General features: G+C 63.8%; 24 protein-coding genes and 1 tRNA gene. 18 read left to right on the top strand and 7 right to left on the bottom strand.

Going from position 1 to position 23,400, the window contains the following annotated elements:
- Window positions 1-59: 59 nt before the first annotated feature.
- From glyS to G410_RS0114830, 3 genes are read right to left on the bottom strand one after another with little or no spacing between them, the layout of a single operon-like run.
- On the bottom strand, window positions 60-2,282 hold the full coding sequence (glyS, locus tag G410_RS0114840; RefSeq protein ID WP_022674445.1) for a glycine--tRNA ligase subunit beta: 2,223 nt from the start codon (window positions 2,280-2,282) through the stop codon (window positions 60-62).
- Window positions 2,279-2,773, bottom strand: coding sequence for an endonuclease domain-containing protein (locus tag G410_RS0114835; protein WP_245559381.1), 495 nt, complete (start codon window positions 2,771-2,773; stop codon window positions 2,279-2,281). The genes glyS and G410_RS0114835 overlap by 4 nt, the downstream gene beginning before the upstream one ends.
- Window positions 2,770-3,639, bottom strand: coding sequence for a glycine--tRNA ligase subunit alpha (locus tag G410_RS0114830; RefSeq protein WP_033317744.1), 870 nt, complete (start codon window positions 3,637-3,639; stop codon window positions 2,770-2,772). The genes G410_RS0114835 and G410_RS0114830 overlap by 4 nt, the downstream gene beginning before the upstream one ends.
- A 200-nt stretch (window positions 3,640-3,839) precedes the next feature.
- Between G410_RS0114830 and G410_RS0114825 the strand changes: the two genes are divergently transcribed.
- The 9 genes from G410_RS0114825 (at window position 3,840) to G410_RS0114785 (ending at window position 10,946) form a co-directional block, all read left to right on the top strand.
- On the top strand, window positions 3,840-4,796 hold the full coding sequence (locus G410_RS0114825; protein WP_022674442.1) for a TraB/GumN family protein: 957 nt from the start codon (window positions 3,840-3,842) through the stop codon (window positions 4,794-4,796).
- A 133-nt stretch (window positions 4,797-4,929) separates the two neighbouring features.
- Window positions 4,930-5,820, top strand: coding sequence for a TraB/GumN family protein (locus G410_RS0114820; RefSeq protein WP_022674441.1), 891 nt, complete (start codon window positions 4,930-4,932; stop codon window positions 5,818-5,820).
- Window positions 5,821-5,924: 104 nt separating this feature from the next.
- Window positions 5,925-6,608 carry a 50S ribosomal protein L25/general stress protein Ctc gene (locus G410_RS0114815; RefSeq protein WP_022674440.1) on the top strand — a complete coding sequence of 228 codons (684 nt, stop codon included), beginning with the start codon at window positions 5,925-5,927 and terminating at the stop codon, window positions 6,606-6,608.
- A gap of 11 nt (window positions 6,609-6,619) precedes the next feature.
- The gene (locus tag G410_RS0114810; protein WP_022674439.1) at window positions 6,620-7,021 is read left to right on the top strand and encodes a hypothetical protein; all 402 of its coding nucleotides are present in this window, start codon (window positions 6,620-6,622) and stop codon (window positions 7,019-7,021) included.
- A gap of 25 nt (window positions 7,022-7,046) precedes the next feature.
- Window positions 7,047-7,619, top strand: coding sequence for an aminoacyl-tRNA hydrolase (pth, locus tag G410_RS0114805; protein ID WP_022674438.1), 573 nt, complete (start codon window positions 7,047-7,049; stop codon window positions 7,617-7,619).
- An 89-nt stretch (window positions 7,620-7,708) separates the two neighbouring features.
- A complete protein-coding gene (gene ychF, locus G410_RS0114800; RefSeq protein ID WP_022674437.1) occupies window positions 7,709-8,809 on the top strand; it encodes a redox-regulated ATPase YchF in 1,101 nt (366 codons plus the stop codon).
- Between the two features lie 200 nt (window positions 8,810-9,009).
- Window positions 9,010-9,192 carry a hypothetical protein gene (locus G410_RS18100; RefSeq protein ID WP_156851983.1) on the top strand — a complete coding sequence of 61 codons (183 nt, stop codon included), beginning with the start codon at window positions 9,010-9,012 and terminating at the stop codon, window positions 9,190-9,192.
- Between the two features lies 1 nt (window position 9,193).
- Entirely contained in the window at window positions 9,194-10,408 is a 1,215-nt protein-coding gene (locus G410_RS0114790; RefSeq protein WP_022674435.1) for an alkaline phosphatase family protein, read from the top strand.
- 79 nt (window positions 10,409-10,487) lie between these two features.
- Window positions 10,488-10,946, top strand: coding sequence for a MaoC family dehydratase (locus G410_RS0114785; protein WP_022674434.1), 459 nt, complete (start codon window positions 10,488-10,490; stop codon window positions 10,944-10,946).
- 66 nt (window positions 10,947-11,012) lie between these two features.
- Here G410_RS0114785 and G410_RS0114780 read toward each other — a convergent pair whose 3' ends face one another.
- Window positions 11,013-11,621 carry a hypothetical protein gene (locus tag G410_RS0114780; RefSeq protein WP_022674433.1) on the bottom strand — a complete coding sequence of 203 codons (609 nt, stop codon included), beginning with the start codon at window positions 11,619-11,621 and terminating at the stop codon, window positions 11,013-11,015.
- A gap of 150 nt (window positions 11,622-11,771) precedes the next feature.
- Between G410_RS0114780 and G410_RS17070 the strand changes: the two genes are divergently transcribed.
- The gene (locus G410_RS17070) at window positions 11,772-11,921 is read left to right on the top strand and encodes a hypothetical protein (protein WP_022674432.1); all 150 of its coding nucleotides are present in this window, start codon (window positions 11,772-11,774) and stop codon (window positions 11,919-11,921) included.
- A 52-nt stretch (window positions 11,922-11,973) separates the two neighbouring features.
- Here the strand turns inward: G410_RS17070 and G410_RS17565 are convergent, their stop codons facing one another.
- The gene (locus G410_RS17565; RefSeq protein WP_022674431.1) at window positions 11,974-12,684 is read right to left on the bottom strand and encodes a PEPxxWA-CTERM sorting domain-containing protein; all 711 of its coding nucleotides are present in this window, start codon (window positions 12,682-12,684) and stop codon (window positions 11,974-11,976) included.
- Window positions 12,685-13,077: 393 nt separating this feature from the next.
- Here G410_RS17565 and G410_RS0114765 point away from each other — a divergent pair, with 393 nt between their 5' ends.
- Window positions 13,078-13,647 carry a DUF1993 family protein gene (locus G410_RS0114765; protein ID WP_022674430.1) on the top strand — a complete coding sequence of 190 codons (570 nt, stop codon included), beginning with the start codon at window positions 13,078-13,080 and terminating at the stop codon, window positions 13,645-13,647.
- 9 nt (window positions 13,648-13,656) lie between these two features.
- Here G410_RS0114765 and mutL read toward each other — a convergent pair whose 3' ends face one another.
- A complete protein-coding gene (gene mutL / locus G410_RS0114760) occupies window positions 13,657-15,546 on the bottom strand; it encodes a DNA mismatch repair endonuclease MutL (RefSeq protein WP_022674429.1) in 1,890 nt (629 codons plus the stop codon).
- A gap of 154 nt (window positions 15,547-15,700) precedes the next feature.
- Between mutL and G410_RS0114755 the strand changes: the two genes are divergently transcribed.
- The 5 genes from G410_RS0114755 to rodA are packed head-to-tail and all read left to right on the top strand — an operon-like array spanning window position 15,701 to window position 21,349.
- Window positions 15,701-16,741 (top strand): rod shape-determining protein, encoded by a 1,041-nt coding sequence (locus tag G410_RS0114755; RefSeq protein WP_022674428.1) that lies wholly within the window; start codon window positions 15,701-15,703, stop codon window positions 16,739-16,741.
- A 34-nt stretch (window positions 16,742-16,775) separates the two neighbouring features.
- Window positions 16,776-17,693, top strand: coding sequence for a rod shape-determining protein MreC (locus G410_RS0114750; protein ID WP_022674427.1), 918 nt, complete (start codon window positions 16,776-16,778; stop codon window positions 17,691-17,693).
- A 7-nt stretch (window positions 17,694-17,700) separates the two neighbouring features.
- Complete coding sequence (locus G410_RS0114745) at window positions 17,701-18,252, top strand: hypothetical protein (RefSeq protein ID WP_022674426.1); 552 nt, start codon at window positions 17,701-17,703, stop codon at window positions 18,250-18,252.
- Window positions 18,249-20,225 (top strand): penicillin-binding protein 2, encoded by a 1,977-nt coding sequence (gene mrdA / locus G410_RS17060; RefSeq protein WP_051137327.1) that lies wholly within the window; start codon window positions 18,249-18,251, stop codon window positions 20,223-20,225. The genes G410_RS0114745 and mrdA overlap by 4 nt, the downstream gene beginning before the upstream one ends.
- A gap of 56 nt (window positions 20,226-20,281) precedes the next feature.
- Window positions 20,282-21,349 (top strand): rod shape-determining protein RodA, encoded by a 1,068-nt coding sequence (gene rodA, locus G410_RS0114735; RefSeq protein WP_051137333.1) that lies wholly within the window; start codon window positions 20,282-20,284, stop codon window positions 21,347-21,349.
- A gap of 104 nt (window positions 21,350-21,453) precedes the next feature.
- Here the strand turns inward: rodA and G410_RS0114730 are convergent.
- A tRNA-Lys gene (locus G410_RS0114730) sits at window positions 21,454-21,529 on the bottom strand.
- Window positions 21,530-21,801: 272 nt separating this feature from the next.
- Between G410_RS0114730 and G410_RS0114725 the strand changes: the two genes are divergently transcribed.
- On the top strand, window positions 21,802-22,407 hold the full coding sequence (locus tag G410_RS0114725) for a (2Fe-2S)-binding protein (RefSeq protein ID WP_028971539.1): 606 nt from the start codon (window positions 21,802-21,804) through the stop codon (window positions 22,405-22,407).
- Entirely contained in the window at window positions 22,407-23,399 is a 993-nt protein-coding gene (locus G410_RS0114720; RefSeq protein WP_022674424.1) for an FAD binding domain-containing protein, read from the top strand. Before G410_RS0114725 ends, G410_RS0114720 begins: the two co-directional genes overlap by 1 nt.
- Window position 23,400 lies beyond the last annotated feature (1 nt).

Below are 23,400 nucleotides of genomic sequence, written 5' to 3'. Positions count from 1 at the left end.
GCAAGCGGTTGGACGATGCAGCAGGTTCACACGGGTCACACTGTCCAGGAGAGGAAACATCAGCCGTCGATCCGCGAGAAATCGGCGACCTGGTGCACGGCGGCCCGGAAGCGCGCGAGCAAGGCGAGACGCGCGGCGCGTTTATCCTCGTTCTCGTCGTTCACCGTCACCTCCTCGAAAAAGCGGTCTATCGGATCGCGCAAGGATGCGAGCGCGGCCATGGCCCCCTCGAAATCCTCCGCCTCGACCGCGGACGCGGCGCGCGTTTCGGCGCTGTCCAGCGAGTCGATCAACGCCTTTTCCGCATTTTCCGGCGTGTAGGACAGGGAAATCGCGTCGGGTGCCGCGTCGCTCGCCACGTCTTCCTTCTTCAGGATGTTCGCGGCGCGCTTATAGCCGGCCAGCAGATCGCGGCCCTCGTCGGTTTCAACGAACGCCTGCAGCGCATGGACGCGGGCGAGCAAGCGAACGAGATCGTCCTCCCCGCCGAGCGCGAACACCGCGTCGATGAGGTCGTGGCGAACGCCGGCTTCGCGCTGCTGGACTTTGAGGCGGTCTACAGCGAACTCGAAAAGCTCGTTTTCAGCTGCTGAGTAATAAGCCTGATATTTACCAGATGCTTGCCAAAATAACTTATGAAAACCGCATCTTAGGCCGTTCGACTGAAGCAACTGCAGTACGGAAATCATCGCCCGACGCAATGCAAATGGATCTTTCGATCCAGTAGGTTTTAAAGTTCTTCCAAAGAAGCCAACCAACGTATCCAGCTTGTCCGCCAAACTCACCGCCACCGTCACCGGCGCGGTGGGCACGTCATCGCCTTGCCCGACCGGCTTGTAATGATCGCGGATCGCATCGGCGACGCGTTGGTCCAGCCCCTCGGCGGCGGCATAATAACCGCCCATAAGGCCCTGTAATTCGGGGAATTCGCCGACCATCTCGGTCACCAGATCGGCCTTGCACAGCCGCGCCGCCTGCTCCGCCAGATCGGCCAGCGCGGCCCGCTCCAGATCCTCCCCACCTGTGGGGAGGTGGCTCGTCGAAGACGAGACGGAGGGGGGGTGCGTGCCCGCGCTATCGGTGCGATCCGCAGAGACCCCTCCACCACCGCTTCGCGGCGGTCCCCCTCCCCGTTCCGGGGAGGATGTTACGATCCCCTCTTCGACCAGCCACCGCGCGAGCTTGGCCACGCGGTCCACCTTGTCGGCGAGCGTGCCCAGCTTTTCATGGAAGACGATGGCCTTCAGCTTTTCGGCGTGGGTTTCCAGCTTCGTCTTGCGGTCGAGATCCCAGAAGAACTTGGCATCGGACAGGCGCGCGGACAGCACCTTTTCATTGCCCGCCACCACCGCCTTGCCGCCATCATGGGCATCAATATTCGCGGTGCAGACAAAGGCGTTGGCCAGCGTGCCATGCGCGTCCTGACAGACGAAATATTTCTGGTTCACGCGCGCGGTTAGCTGGATCACTTCGGGCGGCACGTCCAGAAAGGCCGCATCGAACCGGCCCAGGAGCGGCACCGGCCATTCGGTCAGCCCGGCATTCTCCACCACCAGCCCTTCATCGGCCACCAGCTCCAGCCCGGCAGCGCTTGCCGCCTGCGCCGCGCCGTCGCGCACGATCGCCTCGCGCTCCGCCTGATCGACGATGACATGGCACGCCCGCAATTTCTCGATATAATCGTCGGCGCCGCCGATGGTGATCGGTCCGTCATGATGGAAGCGGTGGCCCACCGTGTCGAAACCGCTATCGATATTGGCGATGGCGCACGGCACCAGATCCTCGCCCAGTATCGCGACGATGCCCTGCAACGGGCGCACCCATTTCAGGCTTTCCGTACTGGTAGAGGCGGCGCCCCAGCGCATGGATTTGGGCCAGCTGAACGCGCGGACGATCGCCGGAATCGCCTCGGCCAGCACATCGCGCGTGGCGCGGCCCGGCGTCTCGATCACCGCGAAGAGCACGGCATTGCCCTTCTTGTCTTCCCGCGCGACCAGTTGATCGCGGCTCAGCCCGGTGGAGCGCAGAAACCCCTCGATCGCCTTGTCCGGCGCATCGGCGCGCGGGCCTTTGCGTTCTTCGGACACCGCCTGCGTTTCATCGGCCAAGCCCTTGGCAATCAACGCCAAACGGCGCGGCGTGGAATAGACGTCGAGGGTTTCGGCCGTCAGTCCAGCCGCGTCGATCTGCTGCCGGAACAGCTTCTCCAGCTCCTGCCGCGCGGCCTTTTGCATCCGCGCAGGAATCTCTTCGGACCTGAGTTCGAGCAGAAAATCGGTCATCGAAAATCCTCCCCGCCTGCGGGGAGGGGGACAATGCCGGAGGCATGGTGGAGGGGGCTATCGAGCCTTGCCACGATGGCCGCAACAGCCCAGTCGACATCCGCCAGCACGTCCGAAGCCATCAGCCGAAGCACGTCATATCCCCGCGTCTCAAGATAGCGGTCCCGCTCTGCATCTCGCACGGCACGCTCGGCCACATCATGCGCTTTCCCGTCGACTTCCACGATCAGCTTCTCTTTCACGCAGCAAAAATCGACGATGTAGGGACCGACGGGATGCTGCTTACGAAGTTTATACCCAGTTTGTCCTGCGCGCAGGCGCTGCCAGATCAGCACTTCCGGCAACGTCATCTCTCGGCGGAGTTTACGTGCGCTGTAGGTTTGCGGGCGTCGCAAAGGCACCCTTGCGGGCAGCGGCGAACCCCCTCCACCACTCGGCAGCGCCGAGCGGTCCCCCTCCCCGTACCGGGGAGGATTTTCAAGTGCGCTCATGCCGCGCTCCAGTCCGGGTGGCGTGCCGTCCAGTCGGGCGTGTGGCGCTCGATATGCGCTTCGCATGCGCCCTTCGCCAGATCGCGCACGCGGCCCATATAGGCGGCGCGCTCGGCCACCGAAATCACGCCGCGCGCCTGCAACAGGTTGAACACATGGCTGGCCTTCACCGCCTGCTCATAGGCCGGGATCGGCAGCTTGGCGGACAGGCAGTTCTCGCTCTCCGCCGTGGCCTTGCGGAACAGATCGAACAGCGCCTCGGTATCGGCATGTTCGAAATTCCAGGCGCTCATCTGCTTCTCATTCTCCAGGAACACATCGCCATAAGTGGTTCCGTTTCCATCGAAATCCAGATCGTACACGCTGTCGACGCCCTGGATATACATGGCGAGACGCTCCAGCCCATAGGTCAGCTCGCCCGACACCGGTTTGCAGTCATAACCGCCCATCTGCTGGAAATAGGTGAACTGCGTCACCTCCATCCCGTCGCACCAGACCTCCCAGCCCAGCCCCCAGGCGCCCAGCGTGGGGCTTTCCCAGTCATCCTCGACGAAGCGGATATCGTGCAGCAGCGGATCGATGCCGATGGCGGTCAGGCTGTCCAGATAGAGCTGCTGCAGATTGTCCGGCGATGGCTTCAGGATCACCTGATATTGATAATAATGCTGCAGCCGGTTGGGGTTCTCGCCATAGCGCCCGTCGGTCGGGCGGCGGCATGGCTGCACGAAGGCGGCGCGCCACGGGTCCGGCCCCAGCGCGCGCAGCGTGGTCGCCGTGTGGAACGTGCCCGCGCCCATCTCCAGATCATAGGGCTGCAGGATCAGGCAGCCCCGGTCGCTCCAGTAATTGTGAAGCGTGAGGATCATCTGCTGAAAGCTCAGCGGCGTATCGGGCGGCGTTTGGGCGGCCACTATGGTCCTTTCGCATATGCGAGATAAAAACAGGGCCACGCCTTGGCTCAACCCCCGTTGCGGGTCAAGCCGGGGCGGGCTGCATCCTTTGGCGCGAGAAATCATGGCAGCAGGGCGAAGAGGCCTTATATTCAGCCCAAATGAGGAGATTATCTGTGGCAAAATCCGTATTTCGCACATCCGCACTGGCCGGCGCTCTGGGCCTTGGCATGGCGGGGCTTTCGCCTGTCGCAGCGCAGGACCGCGCGGCCCCGGCGGTGGAAATTGCACCCGAGGCGGCCGTGGAGGCGGCATCCAAGACGATCGCGGCCGATCCGGCGCTATGGCTGGTCGAGGACGAGGATACCAAGATCTATCTGTTCGGCACCGTGCATATGCTCAAGCCCGGCATGCAGTGGTTCGACGGGCCGGTAAAATCGGCCTGGGACAGTGCGGACGAGGCGGTCTTCGAAATCGTTCCCGGAGACGATCAGGCGGCGATGGTCGCCACCTTCCAGCGGCTCGGCACCGATCAGACCGGGACCAAGCTGCGCGAGCGGCTGGATGGTGAGGACCGGGCACAATATGAAGCCGCGCTGACGACCCTGGGCATCCCCGCCCCGGCGTTCGACAGTTTCGAGCCGTGGCTGGCCACCATGAACTTGTCGCTGATGACCTTTGCCAAGGCCGGGTTCGACCCCAATAGCGGTGTCGAGCAGATCCTGATGAGCAAGGCCAAGGCGAGCGCCAAGCCGATGACCGGGCTGGAAACGGTGGAGGAGCAGCTGGGCTTTCTCGATACGCTGCCCATGCCGAGCCAGATCACCTGGCTCAACGAAACCGTCGATACGCTGCCGGACGCCGAGGAGGCGCTCGACGAGATGGTCGGCGACTGGGCGGCGGGCGAGCCGGAGAAGCTGGCGGAGCTGCTGAACGAAGGCATGACCGATCCGGTGCTGCGCGAAGCCATGCTGACCAGGCGCAACGCCAATTGGGCCAAGTGGATCGACGCGCGGATGGCCAAGCCCGGCACGGTGTTCATCGCCGTGGGATCGGGCCATCTGGCGGGCGACGGCAGCGTGCAGGAGCAGCTCAAGGCCTATAATCTGACCTCACAGCGTATCGCCTATTGATAGGGGCCTGCCGGTCATGACCGCCGGGCGGCGGGGCGCCAACATGGTGCACTGCCGCTGGTGATGGCAGGCGCTTTCTCTTTCGCGCGCTTTTGGTTTTGAACGGGCGCGCGTCGCCGCTAAAATAGGTGCGATGCGCTTCCTCCTCGCTCTTCTTTGCACGCTGGTGCTTGCGTCATGCTCGGACACGGCGCGCTATCGGATCGATCCGGATGCCCGCCCAGCCCTGTGGCAGTTGCAGTCCGCGGACGGGGCCCCGCGCGGTTATCTGTTCGGCACCGTGCATCTGCTGCCGGACGGCGTGAACTGGCGCAGCGATCGGCTGACCGCTGCGATGAACGGGTCCGACACGTTGGTGATCGAAGTGCTGGGCGCGGATGATCCGGACACGCTATCGGCGGCGTTCAAGGCCCTCGCCTTTTCCCCCGGCCTGCCCCCGGTGGCGGACCGACTGCCCGCCGATCTCAAAGATTCGCTTGCCGCTGCCAGGCAGGGCACCGGTCTTGGCGGGCTGATGCTCAACCGCATGGAAAGCTGGGCCGCGGCGCTGACCCTGGCCTCCGCCCAGCATGAGAAACTGGGGCTGGACCGCGACGATGGCGTGGAGACAGCGCTGCTCGCCAGCTTTCGCGCGGCGGGCAAGCCGATCCGCGGGCTGGAGACCATTTCAGAGCAGCTGGGCGCGTTCGACCGCCTGCCCGAAGCCGATCAGCGGCTGATGCTGCGCGATGTCGTGGCCGACCGGTCCGATGCGCGCGCGCAGTTCCAGCAGCTGCTCAGCGCCTGGGCCAGCGGGGACGAGGCGGCGCTCGCCAAACAGTCCCAGGGCGGTATGATGGATCAACCGCGCATTCGCGACGCGGTGCTGGTGGCGCGCAATGCGGCCTGGGCGCGGCGGATCGATGCGATGCTGACGCGCGGCGACCGGCCCTTCATCGCCGTGGGTGCCGGCCATCTGGTGGGGCCGGACAATGTGCGCGCGATGCTGGAGACGATGGGATATAAGGCGGTGCGGGTGCAGTAGCGACCGCCCTCTTGCCTTGACGGCTGCCCACGCCTATAGCGCGCGGCTTGTCCGGCATATTCATCCCTGGAGGGTGCCGGGCGCAAACCATTTGGAGATTTATTATGAGCGATCAGCTGACCCTGTCGGCCGAAGCGCGCGAGCGGGCGGGCAAGGGAGCCTCCCGTGCATTGCGTCGTGAAGGCCGCGTTCCTGCCGTGATCTATGGCAACAAGAAGGACGCCGTGTCCATCCATGTCGAGGAAAAGGAGCTGTACAAGCTCCTCATGACCGGCCACTTCATGAACAGCGTTATCGAAGTGACGCTGGACGGTTCCACCGAGCGCACGCTGCCCAAGGACGTGCATTTCGATCCGGTCACTGATCGCCCGATGCATGTCGATTTCCTGCGTCTGGACAAGAATTCGAAGATCGACGTGAACGTGCCCGTGGTGTTCGTGAACGAGGAAGCATCCCCCGGCCTGAAGCGTGGCGGCGTGCTCAACGTCGTGCGTCACGAGCTGGAACTGCTCTGCGCTTCGGACAAGATCCCCGGCGAGATCGAGATCGACGTCACCGGCCTGGAAGTCGGCGATTCGATCCATATCTCGGCGCTGACGCTGCCCGAAGGTTCGGAAAGCGCGATCACCGACCGCGATTTCACCATCGCCACGATCGTCGCACCGTCCGCGTTGAAGCGTGAAGAAGGCGAAGCCGGCGGCGAGGACGAGGTCACCGAGACCGAAGTCACCGAGCAGCATGCCGAGACCGTGATGGGTGAGCAGGGCGAGGAAGCGGACAAGTCCTGATAGTGAGGATCTTGCCTTTCAAGACCATGATCGGGGCGGCGGCATTGCTGGCCGCCCCGATTGCATTTCCGGCTGGCGCGCTGGCGCAGCAACCGACGGCGCAGAGCGATTTTTCCTGCCATGCCCTGCTGGAACAGCGCAGCCTGACCGTCCGCGCCGATGGGCAGATGGACCCGCAGACCAAGGCGCAGCTGCTGCGTAATCTGGACGTCATCACCGCCTTTTACCAAGGCCGCATCAGCCAGTTGCCGGCAGACGGTGCCTTGGCCATGCTGAACCGGGGCAAGCAGGTGGTCGCCGTGCTGACGCCCGCGCAGAAAGACACCGAGGCGCAGAATTGCGCCACCGTTTATGCCTCCATGGCGGCCACGATGGACCAGCTGGATCAGGGCATCGAGCCAAGCGCGCCCTGAGCGCTTTACCCGCAGGAGAAATATCATGCAGCTCTGGGTCGGCCTCGGCAATCCGGGCCCGCGCTATGCGCTGCACCGGCACAATGTCGGCTTCATGGCGCTGGACGCCATCGCCGAGATGCACGACTTCCCTGCCCCGTCGAAGAAATTCGCCGGCTGGGTGATCGAAGGCCGGTTCGGATCGGAAAAGATCCTGCTGCTGAAACCGGCCACCTTCATGAACGAAAGCGGCCAGAGCGTGGGCCAGGCGATGCGGTTCTATAATCTGGAACCGAAGGACGTCACCGTCTTCCACGATGAGCTGGATCTGGCCGAGTTCAAGCTGAAGGTGAAGACCGGCGGCGGCCATGCCGGGCATAACGGCCTGCGCTCCATCGGCGCGCATATCGGCGCGGATTTCCGCCGCGTGCGGCTCGGCATCGGCCATCCCGGCTCCAAGGAGCGCGTGAACGGCCATGTGCTGGGCAATTTCGCCAAGGTAGAGATGGACGATCTGGCCGATATGCTGGGCGCCATCGGCGCGGAAGCCGAATGGCTGGCCAAGGGCGACGATGCGCGCTTCATGAGCGAAATTGCGCTGCGGATGCAAAACAACTAAGTCGTAGGCCTTCGGCCTGCGATCTGGCTTTTTTCTCAATGGGGACCGCCCATGTGCGGCCTCGACACTTTCGAATTCGGGAATATTTCATGGGTTTCAAATGCGGTATCGTCGGGCTGCCCAATGTCGGCAAGTCCACCCTGTTCAACGCGCTGACGGAAACGCAGGCGGCGCAGGCGGCGAACTATCCTTTCTGCACGATCGAGCCGAATGTCGGCCAGGTCGCGGTGCCGGATCCGCGGCTGGATGCCATCGCCAAGATCGCGGGCAGCGCCAAGATCATCGAGACGCAGCTGGCGTTCGTGGACATTGCCGGCCTGGTGCGCGGTGCCTCCACGGGTGAAGGCCTGGGCAACCAGTTCCTCGGCAATATCCGCGAGGTGGACGCGGTTGTCCATGTGCTGCGCTGCTTCGAGAATGACGACATCCAGCATGTCGAAAACAAGGTCGATCCCATCGCCGATGCCGAGACGGTGGAGACCGAGCTGATGCTGTCGGATCTGGAAAGCCTGGAAAAGCGCGTCCCCGCCCTCCAGAAAAAGGGCAATTCGGGCGACAAGGACGCCAAGGCGCAGGCCGCCGTGCTGACCAAGGCGCTCGATCTGCTGCGCGAGGGCAAGCCCGCGCGGCTGACCAAGCTGGACGATGAGGAAGAGGAACGCCTGTTCGCGCAGGCGCAGCTGCTCACCGCCAAGCCGGTCCTGTACGTCTGCAATGTCGAGGAAGACGCCGCCGCCGAGGGCAATGCATTTTCCGCGCGCGTGTTCGAAAAGGCCAAGGCCGAGGGCGCCGAGGCGGTGATCGTCTCCGCCGCGATCGAGAGCGACCTGGTGGGCATGGACCGCGCGGAGAAGATGGAATTCCTGTCCGAAATGGGGCTGGAGGAAACCGGCCTCGCGCGCATCATCCGCGCCGGATATGAACTGCTCAACCTGCAGACCTTTTTCACCTGCGGCCCGAAAGAAGCGCGCGCTTGGACCGTCCATAAAGGCGCCAAGGCGCCCGAAGCCGCAGGCGAAATCCACAGCGATTTCCAGCGCGGCTTCATCCGCGCCGAGACCATCGCCTATGACGATTATGTCGAATATCAGGGCGAGGCCGGCGCGCGCGAACATGGCCGCCTGCGCCAGGAGGGCAAGGAATATCTGGTAAAGGACGGCGACGTGCTGCTGTTCCGCTTCAACGTGTGATTGCGGCACGGCGGCTCTGCTGGTTTATACTGCTTGCGGGATTCGCATGGGGTAGCATCACCCACGGTTCGGACTTCGTCCAGTATGGATGGGCACCCTACCGACATGGAACGCCTGCAATCAACGGTTTCTGGAACGCCCTGCTTTTCCTGGACCTATCGGTTCTGATCCTATTTGCCTTGGGCAAGAGGAAAGCTGCCTTGCTATTCGCCCTTCTGTTGATGATCGCAGATGTCACAATAAACGTCTATGCAGCGACCTTGGAAGCCGCAGAATTTGGCTCTGCTATAGCGGTACAGGCGGCCTTTCTCGGTTTTATCGTCGGGTCGATGCCGATGCTGTGGTTCGCGCCGGAACAGGAAAGCGCCGCAAAAGGAGAATAAGATGAAGACGCTCGTTCTGCTGATCCTGACGCTCATTAGCGCTGCCCCCGCAATGGCACAGGAAGCGCCCGCCCCGGCAGCTGAGCGTGCGCCCACCATCCTGATCTCGATCGACGGGTTTCGGTCGGACTATCTCGATCGCGGCATCAGCCCGAATATCGCGGCCATCGCTGCGCAAGGCACCAGCGCGCCGATGCGCCCAAGCTTTCCCACCAAGACCTTCCCCAATCATTATACGCTGGTGACCGGGCTGCGCCCCGACCATAACGGTATCGTCGGCAACAGCATGATCGATCCGCGCCGCCCATTGGTGAAATTCTCGCTCGGCGATCCCAGACAGGCGCTCGATCCGTTCTGGTGGGACGAGGCCGAACCGATCTGGGTCACCGCCGAAAAGCAGGGCGTGCGCAGCGCCACCATGTTCTGGCCAGGCAGCGAAGTGCCGATCCATGACAGCCGCCCGGAGGACTGGCAGCGCTTCGACCAGAATGTGACCGGTCGCCAGCGCGTGAATGCCGTGCTCGACTGGCTGCGCCGGCCCGCCGACATCCGCCCGCAGTTCATCACGCTGTATTTCGATACCGTGGACACCGCCGGCCACCGCTTCGGCCCCGATAGCGACGACGTGAACGCGGCGATCCGCGATGTGGATGGAGAGATCGGCCATCTGCGGGCCGGGCTGAAGGCGATGGGCATGCAGGCCAATATCGTGATCGTGGCCGATCACGGCATGCGCGCGACGGACGATGCCCGGGTGATCCAGCTGGCGGATATCCTGCCGCTCGACAGCTTCATCATGGTCGAGGGCGGCCCCTATGCCGCTGTCGAGCCTGCCGCCGCGACTGACACCATCGTCTATGATGCCCTGTTGCAGCCGCACGATCATATGAACTGCCAGCGCAAGGAAGACCTGCCCGAACGGCTGCATTATGGCAGTAATCCGCGCGTGGCCGCCATCATCTGCATTGCCGAAGCCGGTTGGACCATATTGGCCGGCGAGCCGCCCTACCCCGTCACCGGCGGCGCGCATGGCTATGACAATAATGATCCGGAAATGCTGGCGCTGTTCGCCGCCAGCGGGCCGGACATTACCGGGCAGGCGCCGGGCACATTCGACAATGTCGATATATATCCGCTGCTCGCGCGCCTGATCGGCATTACGCCGCTCGCCAGCGACGGCAATAGCGCCTTGGCCGAGGCTGTCACGCGCCGATAAGTCGGCTTGAGGCGGCAAACCGGGCTGGCGCAAAAAATGACGCTTGCCATTGCGCCCGGCCCGATCAACTATCGCGGCCATGCAATATTATGAAGATCTGGTCGTCGGGACCAAACAGGCTTTTGGCGAATATGCCGTCACCCGCGAAGAAGTGACGCGCTTTGCCGAAAGCTACGATCCGCAGCCTTTCCATTTGGACGATGCCGCCGCGGCGCAGACGCATTTCGGGCGCTTGTCCGCCAGCGGATGGCACACCTGTTCCATGACCATGCGCATGATGGTGGACCATTGGAAGGAGCACGCCATGGCCTCGCTCGGATCGCCGGGTATCGATGAACTGCGCTGGCTGCGCCCGGTCTATCCCGGCGATGTGCTGCGCGTGGAAAGCGAACTGGTGAGCAAACGCCGTTCCGCCTCGCGGCGCGATATGGGCCTTATCAAGAGCCACCAGACCACGTTCAACCAGCATGACAAGCCCGTGCTCAGCATGGTTTCCAATGGATTGATCAAGGTGCGGGATCCCGAAGCGGACGACTGACCGCGCGGAAGCACGCGCGCTATCCGCGCAACCGGCTGCTCCGGGCGCTCGCCGGACCGCCGCAGATCACGCGCCGCAGGTATATAGGCCCAGCGGGTATTCCTGCTCGGCGCCCTCGGTGATGACCGTCATCGTGGCCGGCCAGCTTTGCGCAGCCTGCTCTTCCGTTTCGGCGTCGCTATCATCGTCGGCAGGGCCGGCAGCCGGTACGGGCACCGGTGCGCCGGGCGTATCTTCTCGCACAATGGTGATGGTCAAACCGTCACGGTTCTGGAAAGCCGGTCCCTCGGTTAGATAATTATAGCCGCCGTCGCGCATGGCATCGAGCCGCTGGATGCCGCTGGTCAACCGCACGACAGCGCGCGGGCGGGACGTGACGCCAAGCGGCGCGGCGGCCACCAGCAGAAGCTCGCCCGGGGCGGAGGTGAAGGTGCAACTGCGCCCCGGCTCGATCGACGCGCCGAAATCGCCGGTCGTCACCGCGCTCAGATTGAGCGATGCGGCATCGCTCTGTGCCACCTGCGTCTGCGCGGGCGACGCGCCGAGACTGGGTCCGGAATTGACCTGATCCAGTTCCGCCACGCTGCGATCCGGCTGGAACTCGTCCACAGGCACGGTGTCGGCACAGGCGGACAGGAGCAGGACGGCGGCGGCGCTGGCATAGAGTGTTTTCATAAACGCCGAGATAGCCTGTCCAACCAGCCTTTTAAAGCGTCCAGGCCGAATTTTACAAAGCCCGGCTCGCGCAATTTCTTGTTTCCGCGCGTTGGTCATGGGAACATGGAAGAGCCGTCAGCTCATATCTGCTTTCCTGCAGAAACCGCCATGCTCAAGACCCTCCTCATCCCGTCCTATGCGCACATGCTCAGGGCTTTGTCGGAATGGCTCGGCAAGGCGGATGAAGCTGCGGCGGAGCCCGCTGCTTTGAGCACGGCGGCGGAGCCCGCTGCTTTGAGCACGGCAGGGATCGTATAACGAGGGCCGCACCTTCAGGCACGGCCCTCCAACGATTTAAACCAAGTTACGGTCAGGCAATGCCAAAAGTAACATTTTTAATCTTCGTCTCGAACTTTTCATCCGAACGGCGCTTAGCCGTCCGCATCCCATAACCGATCATGCCGAAGCCGAAGAGCATCATGAGCCAAGTGGATGGCTCTGGAACGGCTGCCGCCACGTTCTGGGACACTGTTCCGCCAAGTGCAAACTGTCCGCCCGCCGCACTCTGAATACGAGACAATGCCGTGCCATTCAGCGAAATGGATACGATGTTATTTGAGTCCGCGGCAGAAAACTGGCGAGAACCGTAAAAAGAACCGCTACCAAGGTCATTATGAAGAGCGATGCCCGCTAAGTCCCCATTTCCGCGCGTCTGATCCAAAGCAGCCAACGTTGCGTTCGTATCGAACAGGCGATACACTGGATTGCCCGAAACACCTGCCGCATTAAGCGAGAGAGTGGCTGACTGAACCGCACCCGCAAAAGACGAAAGGTCGAATACGCCCCAGTTGTTGTATTGGACCGTGCCGAAATCACCCGCGAGATAGTTGGAATTGTTCCTGTCATGCTCGCCAGATGAAGTAATCCAACCGTGATCCAGTGACAGATAGTTCGTACCGTTGACGGTCAACGTCCATGGAGTTGATGGCGAACCACCAAAGGCATAGGTTCGCGCGGCGGCAGGGGTTGCGAAAGCGAGGCCAAAAGCGGCCAATCCGATAACATGTTTGATTTTAAACATTGGGTTTCCCTCATCATCAGATCAAAGGCAAAATTGCTTTTAGATTGATCGACTCGCCTATTAATGTTTTGTTAAGCCTTTGACAACTGTCGGGAACTTTTACAGCTCTCAAGCATGTCGTGACGTCTCGACTATCTGTTCGACAGCCCGACCGTGGGCGGTTCAGTGGAACGTTCGACGATTGCAAGCGTCAATGCTATGGACTTTACCAAGCAAGCGAGCGATCCGTTAACAGTTTGGCGCGCTGCCGCCTTTGCAGGATCGCTCTGTGTCAAAACCGCCGCAATACAAAGACAGATCGCCCTTAGCCCGAAATCGCCGAGGACTATCCCCTTCAAACTAGCTTAAAAACCGGGGCGCAGCAGCGCATCTCGCAAATGAGGAAACACCGCCATGCTCAAGACCCTCCTCATCCCGTCCTATGTGCATATGCTCAAAGCTTTGTCGGAATGGCTCGGCAGGGCGGATGAAGCAGCGGCGGAGTCTGATGCTTCGGGCGATGCTGTGCTGGCGGCGCGGCTGGCGCCGGACATGTTCCCCCTGTCCACACAGATCCGCTTCACCTGCATGCAGGCGCTGGAAGGGGTCAGCCGGATGCGCGGAAAAGCTTTTCCGCCGGCCATCGCAACGCTGCTGAGCGAAGGCCGCGAGGCGGGTGAGCAGCCCGGCACCATCGCCGGGGCGCGCGCCCGGATCGCCGAGACGCTGGCGGCGCTGGAACAGGATGCAGCCCGCGATTTCGTCTATGACCCGCAGATGCCGATCGCGCACGAATTGCCCAACGGCATGATCTTCGATCTGACGGCCGAGCAATATGCGCGCGACTGGGCGCTGCCGCAGTTCTATTTTCACCTCAACACCGCCTATGCCATTCTGCGCGCCAATGGCGTGGCCCTCGGCAAGGCGGATTATGTCACCCACATGCTGCCGCTGATGCGCTCGGAAACGATGCCGGGCGGTTGAGCGAACAGACTATTTCCGCCCGAACAGCTTCTCCACATCGCCGAGCCCCAGTTTCACCCATGTCGGTCGGCCATGGTTGCATTGGCCGGAGCGCGGGGTGGCTTCCATTTCGCGCAGGAGATGGTTCATCTCGGCCACGTTGAGAACGCGGCCTGCGCGGACCGAGCCGTGGCACGCCATGGTGGCGGCGACATGATCGATGCGTTCCTTCAGGCTCAGCGCCTCGTCATAGGCGGCCAGTTCGTCGGCCAGATCCTCGATCAGGCCGCGCACATCGCCATCGCCCAGCATGGCGGGCACGGCGCGCACCAGCATGGCGGCGGGGCCGAAGCGTTCCAGCTCCAAACCGAAGGCGCTGAGTTCGTCCGCGCGCGCTTCCAGCCGGTCGCAGCCGGTTTCCTCGATCTCCACCACTTCGGGCATCAGAAGGCGCTGGGCGGGCACATTGCCGGTGCCTGCCTGCGCGCGCATCCGCTCAAGCACCAGTCGTTCATGCGCGGCGTGCTGGTCGACGATGACCAGCCCGTCCTCCGCTTCGGCCACGATATAGGTCTTGGCGACCTGGCCCCGCGCCACGCCGAGCGGATGGGTGGTGGCTTCAGGAACCGGTTCGGTGGCAGGCTCTGCACGGCCCAAGGGCGCCGCGAAGGGCGTGACAGGTTCGCGCAGCCGGCCGGCTTCTCCGTGGTAGGAAGGGGCGGCGTTGGGGGCGTAGCCTTGCCGGGCCAAGGCTTCCAGCCCTGTGGACGGCCCCGCCCCTGGTCCTTCCCCTGAAGCGGGGGGAAACGGGCTGGGCGCAGCCGCGACGGCGGGCGGCGACCATAAGGTCCGCTCCGGCACTACCGGCTCCTGCTGCCACAACCCTTCCGCGCCTGCTGCCGTGCGGCTGACGCTGCGGAAGCCCGCGCCTTCCAGTGCGCGGCGCAGGCCGGAGACGATCAGCCCGCGGATCATCTGCGGATCGCGAAAGCGCACCTCGGTCTTGGCGGGATGGACGTTCACGTCCACCGCTTCGGGCGGGATATCGAGGAAAAGCGCCAGCACCGCATGCCGATCGCGCGCCAGCATATCGGCATAGGCCCCGCGCACCGCGCCGGTCAGCAGCCGGTCCTTCACCGGGCGACCGTTGACGAACAGATATTGATGATCGGCCACGCCGCGGTTGAAGGTGGGCAGGCTTGCCACCCCGCCCAGCACCACGCCGTCGCGCTCCAGATCGACCGGTACGCTGTTCTCGATCAGGCCTGGCGCCGTCAGCGCGGCGACACGCTCCGGCCCGCTCATGTCCGGTTGCACGGACAAGGTGCGCCGCCCGTCATGGTCCAGCGTGAAGCCGATTTCCGGTCGCGCCATGGCCAGCCGCTTCACGATATCCAGCGCGGCGGCATATTCGCTGCGCGGCGTGCGCAGGAATTTGCGCCGCGCGGGCACCTTGGCGAACAGTTCCTCCACGCGGATGCGCGATCCCGGCGGGATGGCGGCGGGCCCTTCCGCCGTCACCGCCCCATGATCGACGGTGCGGCTCCAGCCCTCGCCATCCATGGTGCGGCTTTCGATCGTCAGCCGCGCGACCGAGGCGATGGACGGCAACGCCTCACCGCGAAAGCCGAGCGTTTCAACGAGTTCGAGCGCTTCATTCTCGCCCAGCAGGCTTTCAGGCAGCTTGGACGTGGCGTGCCGTTCCAGCGCCAGCGCCATCTCCGCGCGGTCCATGCCGCAGCCATCGTCCGACACCTCGATCAGGCCGAGGCCCCCGGTACCGAGGCGGATGGCGATGCTGCGCGCGCCGGCATCGATGGCGTTTTCGACGATCTCCTTCAGCGCGCTGGCGGGCCGTTCCACCACCTCGCCGGCGGCGATGCGGTTGATCAGGGATTCGGGGAGCCTTCTTATTGACATGGGCTGCGATCTAGACGAAGCGCAGGCAACAGGCGACTCCCTATAGCGCGACATTTTGTTCCGCGGCCCTACAGGCGGCGACGTTCATGCTATAGGGTGCGTCAACAGGGACCCGCCCCCGTCGTAAACGGGCAATCAAGGCACAGGACACGTCATGGTTTTCAGTCGGCTTTTCAAATTCAACTCGCATGACATGGCGATCGATCTCGGCACCGCCAACACGGTGGTCTATGTGCGCGGACAGGGCATCGTCCTGAACGAGCCGTCCGTGGTCGCCATCGAGACGCTGCAGGGCATCAAGAAGGTGCGCGCGGTGGGTGACGACGCCAAGATGATGATGGGCAAGACGCCGGACAGCATCGAGGCGATCCGCCCGCTGCGCGACGGTGTGATCGCGGACATCGACGTGGCCGAGCAGATGATCAAATATTTCATCCACAAGGTGCACGGCAAGCGCCGCATGTTCAGCTATCCCGAAATCGTGATCTGCGTGCCATCGGGCTCCACCTCGGTCGAGCGGCGCGCAATCCGCGACGCGGCGAGCAATGCCGGCGCATCCGAAGTGTTCCTGATCGAGGAGCCCATGGCCGCCGCGATCGGCGCCGACATGCCGGTGACCGAGCCGATCGGCTCCATGGTCGTGGATATCGGCGGCGGCACCACCGAAGTGGCGGTCCTGTCCCTGCGCGGCCTGGCATACACCACCAGCGTGCGCACCGGCGGCGACAAGATGGATGAGGCGATCGTCTCCTATGTCCGGCGTCACCATAATTTGCTGATCGGCGAAGCCACGGCAGAGCGGATCAAGAAGGAATATGGCATCGCCCGCGCGCCTGCGGACGGTATCGGCCAGACGATCCACATCAAGGGCCGCGATCTCGTGAACGGCGTGCCCAAGGAAATCGCCATCAATCAGGGCCAGATCGCCGAGGCCCTGTCCGAGCCGATCGGCACCATCGTGGAGGGCGTGCGCATCGCGCTGGAAAATACCGCGCCGGAACTGGCCGCCGACATCGTCGATCAGGGCATCGTGCTCACCGGCGGCGGCGCGTTGATGGCCGGGCTGGACGAGCAGCTGCGCGACGAAACCGGCCTGCCGGTGACCGTGGCCGAAGATCCGCTCACCTGTGTCGCCATCGGCACCGGCCGTGCCATGGAAGATCCGATCTTCCGCGGGGTTCTGACCACCGCCTGATCCGGCGCCGTTCGCAACAGGGGGAGAGAGTAGCATGGCCCCGCCGCCCAATCGGCGTCCGGGTTTTTCCCGCAAGGCGCAATATGGCATCTTCGCCGGCTATGTGCTGGCGGTGGCCGGCGCCTTTGCCGGGTTGCTGCTGCTTGCCGTGTCGCTGTTCGATCCCACCGGTTTTGCCGCGCTCAAGACGATCGGGCGGGAGGCGACCGCGCCGGTGGCCGAGGGCGTGGACGGCGGACGCCGCGCCGTCGGCGGTGCCGGCAGCGCGATTGCCGCCTATGTGAACGCCGGCCGCAAAAATGCGAAGCTGGAACAGCAGGTTCAGGCCTATCGCGGCGAGCTGATCAAGGCCCGCTCGCAGGAGCGCGAGATCGAACGACTGCGCGCCATGCTGGGGCTCGCCAGAAACACCGCCGAAGTGGTGGCCGTCGGCCGCCTGATCAGTTCCAGCGCATCGTCCACCCGCCGCCTCGGCACCCTGTCGATCGGCGCGCAGAGCGGCGTGCGCGAGGGCCAACCAGTGCGCAATCCCAAGGGACTGGTCGGCCGCATATTGAATGTCGGCCCGCGCACCGCATCGATCCTGCTGCTGTCCGATCCGGAAAATGTCGTGCCCGTCCGCCGGGCCAGCGACGGCCTGCCCGCTTTCTCCACGGGCCTTGCCAATGGCGATGTGGAGATCCGTGCGATCAATGCCGGTCAAAATCCGTTTCGTGCGGGCGATGTGCTGGTGACGAGCGGCAATGGCGGGCTGTACGCGCCGGACATTCCCGTGGCGCGCATCCTGCGGCTGACCCCGGACGGCGCGGTGGCGCGGCCCTTCGCCCAGCCGGCGGACACCAGCTATGCCATGGTCCAGCGTGTGTTCGTGCCGCTGGAAGAAGCACCGGCGGCCGGTGCGTCGGCCAGTGACGCGGAAGGCCTGCCTGTCGTCGAATCGCCCGGGCCGTGAGCCAGCCATGAGCCGCGCCCCCGCCAACGCCTATCCCCGGTCGCGCCGCCGCCGATACAAGTCGCGCCTCTACCGCCGCCAGTCCCCGCTGATGGCGATGCTGGTGCCGATTGCATCGGTGCTGATCGCCTCGATGATCACCACCTTGCCGATCCTGTCCAGCCTGCCGCTGCTGCCGCCGCTGGGCCTGATGATGCTGATCGCCTGGCGCCAGATCCGCCCCGGCCTGTGGCCCCTGTGGGTGGGCGCGCCCTTCGGTCTGTTCGATGATCTGTTTTCGGGCCAGCCCATCGGCAGTGCGGTATTTCTGTGGTCCATCGTGGTCATCGCGCTCAGCGTGGTGAATGACCGTACCAACTGGCGCGATTACTGGCAGGACTGGCTTATCGCTGCCTTGTGCCTTATATTCGCGATAACAGGGGGCATGCTGTTCGTTGGGCTGGTGTATGAACCGGCCGGGCTGGAGCCATTGGTGCCACAAATTTTGCTGTCGATCTTCAGCTTTCCCGTTTTCGCGCGTCTGGTTTCCATGCTGGACCGGTGGCGGCTGGCCGCATGATCCGTTTCCGCCGAGGCAATAAGCGCAGCAAGCCGGCCAGAACCGTCAGCGGTGCGCAGCAGGAGTTCACCTTCACCCGCCGCGCCCTGTTCGTCGGCGGCGTGCAGGGCGCGCTGGGCCTCGCACTCGCTGGGCGCATGGCCTATATTTCGCTGGCCGAGAATGAGCGTTACAAGCTCCTGTCCGAAAGCAACCGGGTCAATCTGACCTTGCTGCCGCCCCGTCGCGGCTGGTTCATCGATCGCTACGGCAAGCCGATTGCGGACAATCGCGCGGATTTTCGCGTCGATATTATCCCCGAGCGCGTGACCGACAAGCAGGCCACGGTGCGCGAGCTGGCCAGCCTGCTCGATCTGAGCGACGAGGACGTCACCCGTATTACGAAGGAGCTGGACGAGAAATCGGGCTTCCAGCCGGTGCAAGTGGCATCGGGCCTGGATTGGGAGCGTTATGCCGCGGTCTCTGTGCGCCTGCCCGATCTGCCCGGCGTGTCTCCGCGCCAGGGCTTTTCGCGCCGCTACCCCGCCGGCGCGGCGGTGGGGCATCTCATTGGGTATGTCGGCACCGCCAACAAGGAGGAGTATGACAAGAACAAGGATCCGCTGCTCATCACGCCCGGCTTCAAGATCGGCAAGGATGGGCTGGAATCCGCGTTCGAGGACAGCCTGAAGGGCAAGCCGGGGGCCAAGCGGGTCGAAGTGACCGCCACCGGCAAGATCGTGCAGGAACTGACCACCCGGTCGGATATTCCGGGCAAGCCGGTGCAACTGGCGCTGGATGTCGATCTGCATCATTATGCCGCGCGCCGTCTGGGCCGCGAATCCGGATCGGTGGTGGTGATCGATTGCCAGACCGGCGGTATCCTGACCCTCGCCTCCATGCCCAGCTTCGATCCGAACAGCTTTTCGGATGGCATCGGCGTGAGCGAATATGCCTGGCTGCAGCAGGACGATCATGTGCCGCTGCGCAACAAGGCACTGAAGGGCCTGTATCCGCCCGGTTCGACCGTGAAACCCATGCACGCGATGGCGTTTCTGCAAGAAGGCGTGAAGCCGACCGATGCGATCATCTGCGGCGGTGGACGGCGGATCGGAAATCGCTTCTTCAATTGCTGGGGCAATCATGGCCGCACGGATATGGCCCGCGGCATCTATCAGAGCTGCGACAGCTATTTCTATCATTTCGCGCAGGAAGTGGGTTTCGAGAAAGTGGCTGCCTTCGCCCACCGCCTCGGCATGGGCGCGGAATTTCCGCTGCCGGTGACCAGCCAGTTCTACGGCACGGTGCCAAGCCCCTCCTGGAAGCAGGAGAAATATGGCGAGCCGTGGCGCACCTATGACACGGTCAATGCCAGCATCGGCCAGGGCTATTATCTCGCCAACCCGCTGCAGCTGGCGGTGATGTGCGCGCGGCTTGCCACCGGCAAGAACCTGATGCCGCATCTCATCATGGACCAGGAACCGCCCAAGCCGGAGAGCCTGGGCTTCAAGGATGAGCATATCGCCTATGTGCGCAGCGCCATGAAGGATGTGGTCAACGGCCCCGGCACCGCCGGGCGGGCGCGTCTGCCGCTCGACAATGTGCTGCTGGCGGGCAAGACCGGTACGGCGCAGGTGGTCAGCCTGTCGGTCGGCGATGGCAAGAACACGCGCTGGAAATATCGCGATCACGGGCTGTTCATCTGCTTCGCGCCCTATGACAATCCACGCTATGCCTGCGCCGCGGTGATCGAGCATGGCGGCGGGTCCGGCGCTGCCTATCCGGTGGCGCGCGATGTGCTCACCTATCTGTATGACAAGCGCAAGGCGATGGACTCGCTGCTCGCACTGGAAAAGCAGTGGGGCGGCGATATCCAGCAGCGCATGGCCAGCGATCTGGCGCTGTTCCGTGCGCGCCGCGGCAATCCCGCGCCCGATGGCTCCACGTCCGGTGGCGACGCAGCATCGTCTCAGCCGGCGGAGCAGACCACGTGAACGCGCGTTCCAACGGCATCGTGCCGGCGCCCATCGCGGAGCTGCCGTGGAAGCTGATGCTCCTGCTGTTCTGTCTGGCCGGTTTTGGCGCCGTGGTGCTGTACAGCGCTGCGGGCGGCAGCCTGCTGCCCTGGGCCGCGCCGCATCTGCTGCGGTTTACGGTGGCATTGGGGCTGGCCATCGGCATTTCGCGCTTTTCGCCGGATTTCTGGAAGAAAATGACCTTCCCGATCTACGGCGCGGTTCTGGCGATGCTGATCCTGGTGGAGTTGCTGGGCCAGATTGGCGGCGGCAGCCAGCGCTGGCTCAATCTGGGCGTCATCACCCTCCAGCCGTCGGAACTGATGAAGCCGACCATCGTGCTGACGGTGGCCCTGTTCTTCGATCGTTTGCCCGCGAGCAAGCTGCACACATTCGATGCCATCTGGCCGCCGCTGGTGCTGATGGGCTTTCCCTCCGCGCTTGTGCTGTTGCAACCGGATCTCGGCACCACCATCACGATCGTCGCGGGCGGCGTGGTCGTAGCGTTCATGGCGGGCCTGCCGATGCGGCTGTTCGTGGGTGCGGGCGCGGCGCTGGCGGTGCTTGCCCCCCTGGCCTTTTTCTTCGGGCTGCAGCCCTATCAGCAACGCCGCGTGACGACCTTCATGGATCCCTCCGCAGATCCGCTGGGCGCGGGCTATCATGTCAACCAATCGGCCATCGCCATCGGATCGGGCGGATTATGGGGCAAGGGCTTTCTGGATGGCACGCAGAGCCATTTGAACTATCTGCCCGAGGGCCATACCGATTTCGTCTTCGCCACCATGGCGGAGGAATGGGGCTTGGTGGGCGGCATCGCCATTCTGATCGGGTTCGCGCTGCTGTTCAGCTGGGGCTTCCGCGTCGCGCTGCGGTCCAACACGCGATACGGCAAGCTGGTGGCGGCCGGATTGACCACCACGATCTTTTTCTATGTCTCGATCAATCTGATGATGGTGATGGGTCTGGCCCCCGTCGTCGGCATTCCCCTGCCCTTTCTCAGCCATGGCGGCAGCTCCATGCTGACGATCATGATCTGCATCGGCCTGATCATGTCGATCGATCGCAAACCCGGCCGGCGGGGCGGCGCGTTCTCCTCCTGAACAAGGCGTAAGCGCCGCGCGGGCGTGTGCACGCGCCTAAGCATGCGCCATGATCCGCACGGTCGCGCGCAAGCCCAGCGGATATCGTCATCGATGTGGGAAAATGGTGGACGCACTTGGGCTCGAACCAAGGACCGGCCGATTAAGAGTCGGCTGCTCTACCAACTGAGCTATGCGTCCATTCTCGCGAGGAGAGGCGCCCGTATAGTGGCTTTGAAAAATGCGTCAAGCGCTTCCATCGGGCCATCGCAATATAAGGCTTCGCGGCCTTGAGCCTGGCCGCCGGAAGGTCTCCGCTGTCCGGTTTTTCCCGTCCACCGCGCATCACCCGGGCAGGCTGTGCGATGCGCTGCAGGCGGCTGAAAACGTTGCGGAATGAAATCATTTCTTGCGTACAGGGCCTTAGCTTGGGATTAGGGGTTGAAGATCAGCATTTGCTAAGGGGCCCCTCCATGACCGACCACAAACCACACCGGGGGCCGACGCGCCGAACGGTGCTCAAGGGCGGAGTGGCCGCCGGCGCCGCGCCGCTGGCCTTTCAGGCTGCACAGGCGCAGGACGCACCCGCTGCGCCCAATGTGCAAAAGCGTGACGTGACGCTGACCGTGAATGGTCAGGATCGTGCGCTGAATATCGATACCCGCGCCAGCCTGCTCGATACGCTGCGCAACGATCTGGAACTGACCGGCTCCAAAAAGGGCTGCGATCATGGCCAGTGCGGTGCCTGCACCGTGCATGTGAACGGGGAACGCGTGCTCAGCTGCCTCACGCTCGCCGCCACGGTCGAGGGCAAGGCGATCACCACGATCGAAGGCCTTGCCGATGGAGACGATGCCCTGCATCCCATGCAGCAGGCGTTTGTGGACAATGATGCGTTTCAGTGCGGGTATTGCACGCCCGGCCAGATCATGAGCGCCATCGCCTGCGTGCGCGAAGGCCATGCCGATACGGACGCCGAGATCCGCGAATATATGAGCGGCAATCTGTGCCGCTGCGCCGCCTATCCCAATATCGTCGCTGCCGTGAAACAGGCCGCGCCCAAGGTCGGGAGAGCCTGATGCGCCCCTTCGATTATCAACGCCCCGCCCGCGCTGCCGAAGCCGTGCAGGCCGCCAGCGCCAACAGCATGTACCATGCCGGCGGCACCACCGTGGTCGATCTGATGAAGCTGGATGTGTGGCGGCCGGACCGGCTGATCGACATCAGCGGCCTCAGCGATACCAGCTATGATTTCGTGCAGCGCAAGGATGGACGGCTGCGCATCGGCGCGCTGACGCGCATGTCCTCGCTGGCGGACAATGCCATGATCCGCAGCGATTATCCGCTGCTGTCAGACAGCCTGTGGCTTGCGGCCAGTCCGCAGCTGCGCAACATGGCGCGGCTGGGCGGCAATGTGCTGCAGCGCACGCGCTGCCCCTATTACCGCGATACCGGCTATGATCAGTGCAACCGCCGCAATCCGGGCAGCGGCTGCGCCGCGCTCGACGGCGGGGTGACGCGCAACCATGCCGTGCTCGGCGTGTCGGACCAGTGCATCGCCACCTATCAGGGCGATTGGGCGCAGGCGCTCATCGCGCTGGATGCGAATGTGGAACTGCTCGGCAAGGACGGCCCGCGCGCCATCCGCTTTGCCGATCTGCACCGTCTGCCCGGCGACAATCCGGCGCAGGAGAACAATCTGCGCACCGGCGATCTGATCACCGCCTTCTCGATCCCCGACAAGACGTGGAAGCGCAGCAAATATCTGAAGATCCGTGACCGCGAATCCTATGCCTATGCATTGGCCAGTGCCGCCGTGGCGCTGGACATGGAAGGTGATACCGTGCGCGATGTCCGCATTGGCCTTGGCGGTGTGGCGACGGTGCCCTGGCGCGCGAGCGAGGCGGAAGCCGCATTGAAGGGCCAGACGCTCGACGAAGCGAGCGCCACGCGCGCGGCGCAGATCGCCTTTTCCCGTGCACAGGGCACGCAGGAAAATGCCTTCAAGATCAAACTCGGCCGCGAGACACTTGTCCGCGCGCTCCTCGAAACCGCGCAGATGGAGGGCTGAT

It is taken from the genome of Novosphingopyxis baekryungensis DSM 16222 (genome assembly GCF_000420305.1).
Taxonomy (GTDB): Bacteria; Pseudomonadota; Alphaproteobacteria; order Sphingomonadales; family Sphingomonadaceae; genus Novosphingopyxis; species Novosphingopyxis baekryungensis.
This window is presented reverse-complemented; position numbering and strand designations above follow the sequence as displayed.

Coding starts and splice junctions, on each gene's coding strand:
- glyS (WP_022674445.1), bottom strand. CDS start 2,282: ATGACCGATTTTCTGCTCGAACTCAGGTCCGAAGAGATTCCTGCGCGG.
- G410_RS0114835 (WP_245559381.1), bottom strand. CDS start 2,773: ATGAGCGCACTTGAAAATCCTCCCCGGTACGGGGAGGGGGACCGCTCG.
- G410_RS0114830 (WP_033317744.1), bottom strand. CDS start 3,639: ATGATCCTCACGCTTCACAATTACTGGAGCGACCGGGGCTGCCTGATC.
- G410_RS0114820 (WP_022674441.1), top strand. CDS start 4,930: ATGCGCTTCCTCCTCGCTCTTCTTTGCACGCTGGTGCTTGCGTCATGC.
- G410_RS0114815 (WP_022674440.1), top strand. CDS start 5,925: ATGAGCGATCAGCTGACCCTGTCGGCCGAAGCGCGCGAGCGGGCGGGC.
- pth (WP_022674438.1), top strand. CDS start 7,047: ATGCAGCTCTGGGTCGGCCTCGGCAATCCGGGCCCGCGCTATGCGCTG.
- ychF (WP_022674437.1), top strand. CDS start 7,709: ATGGGTTTCAAATGCGGTATCGTCGGGCTGCCCAATGTCGGCAAGTCC.
- G410_RS0114790 (WP_022674435.1), top strand. CDS start 9,194: ATGAAGACGCTCGTTCTGCTGATCCTGACGCTCATTAGCGCTGCCCCC.
- G410_RS0114785 (WP_022674434.1), top strand. CDS start 10,488: ATGCAATATTATGAAGATCTGGTCGTCGGGACCAAACAGGCTTTTGGC.
- G410_RS0114780 (WP_022674433.1), bottom strand. CDS start 11,621: ATGAAAACACTCTATGCCAGCGCCGCCGCCGTCCTGCTCCTGTCCGCC.
- G410_RS17070 (WP_022674432.1), top strand. CDS start 11,772: ATGCTCAAGACCCTCCTCATCCCGTCCTATGCGCACATGCTCAGGGCT.
- G410_RS17565 (WP_022674431.1), bottom strand. CDS start 12,684: ATGTTTAAAATCAAACATGTTATCGGATTGGCCGCTTTTGGCCTCGCT.
- G410_RS0114765 (WP_022674430.1), top strand. CDS start 13,078: ATGCTCAAGACCCTCCTCATCCCGTCCTATGTGCATATGCTCAAAGCT.
- mutL (WP_022674429.1), bottom strand. CDS start 15,546: ATGTCAATAAGAAGGCTCCCCGAATCCCTGATCAACCGCATCGCCGCC.
- G410_RS0114755 (WP_022674428.1), top strand. CDS start 15,701: ATGGTTTTCAGTCGGCTTTTCAAATTCAACTCGCATGACATGGCGATC.
- G410_RS0114750 (WP_022674427.1), top strand. CDS start 16,776: ATGGCCCCGCCGCCCAATCGGCGTCCGGGTTTTTCCCGCAAGGCGCAA.
- G410_RS0114745 (WP_022674426.1), top strand. CDS start 17,701: ATGAGCCGCGCCCCCGCCAACGCCTATCCCCGGTCGCGCCGCCGCCGA.
- mrdA (WP_051137327.1), top strand. CDS start 18,249: ATGATCCGTTTCCGCCGAGGCAATAAGCGCAGCAAGCCGGCCAGAACC.
- rodA (WP_051137333.1), top strand. CDS start 20,282: ATGCTCCTGCTGTTCTGTCTGGCCGGTTTTGGCGCCGTGGTGCTGTAC.
- G410_RS0114725 (WP_028971539.1), top strand. CDS start 21,802: ATGACCGACCACAAACCACACCGGGGGCCGACGCGCCGAACGGTGCTC.
- G410_RS0114720 (WP_022674424.1), top strand. CDS start 22,407: ATGCGCCCCTTCGATTATCAACGCCCCGCCCGCGCTGCCGAAGCCGTG.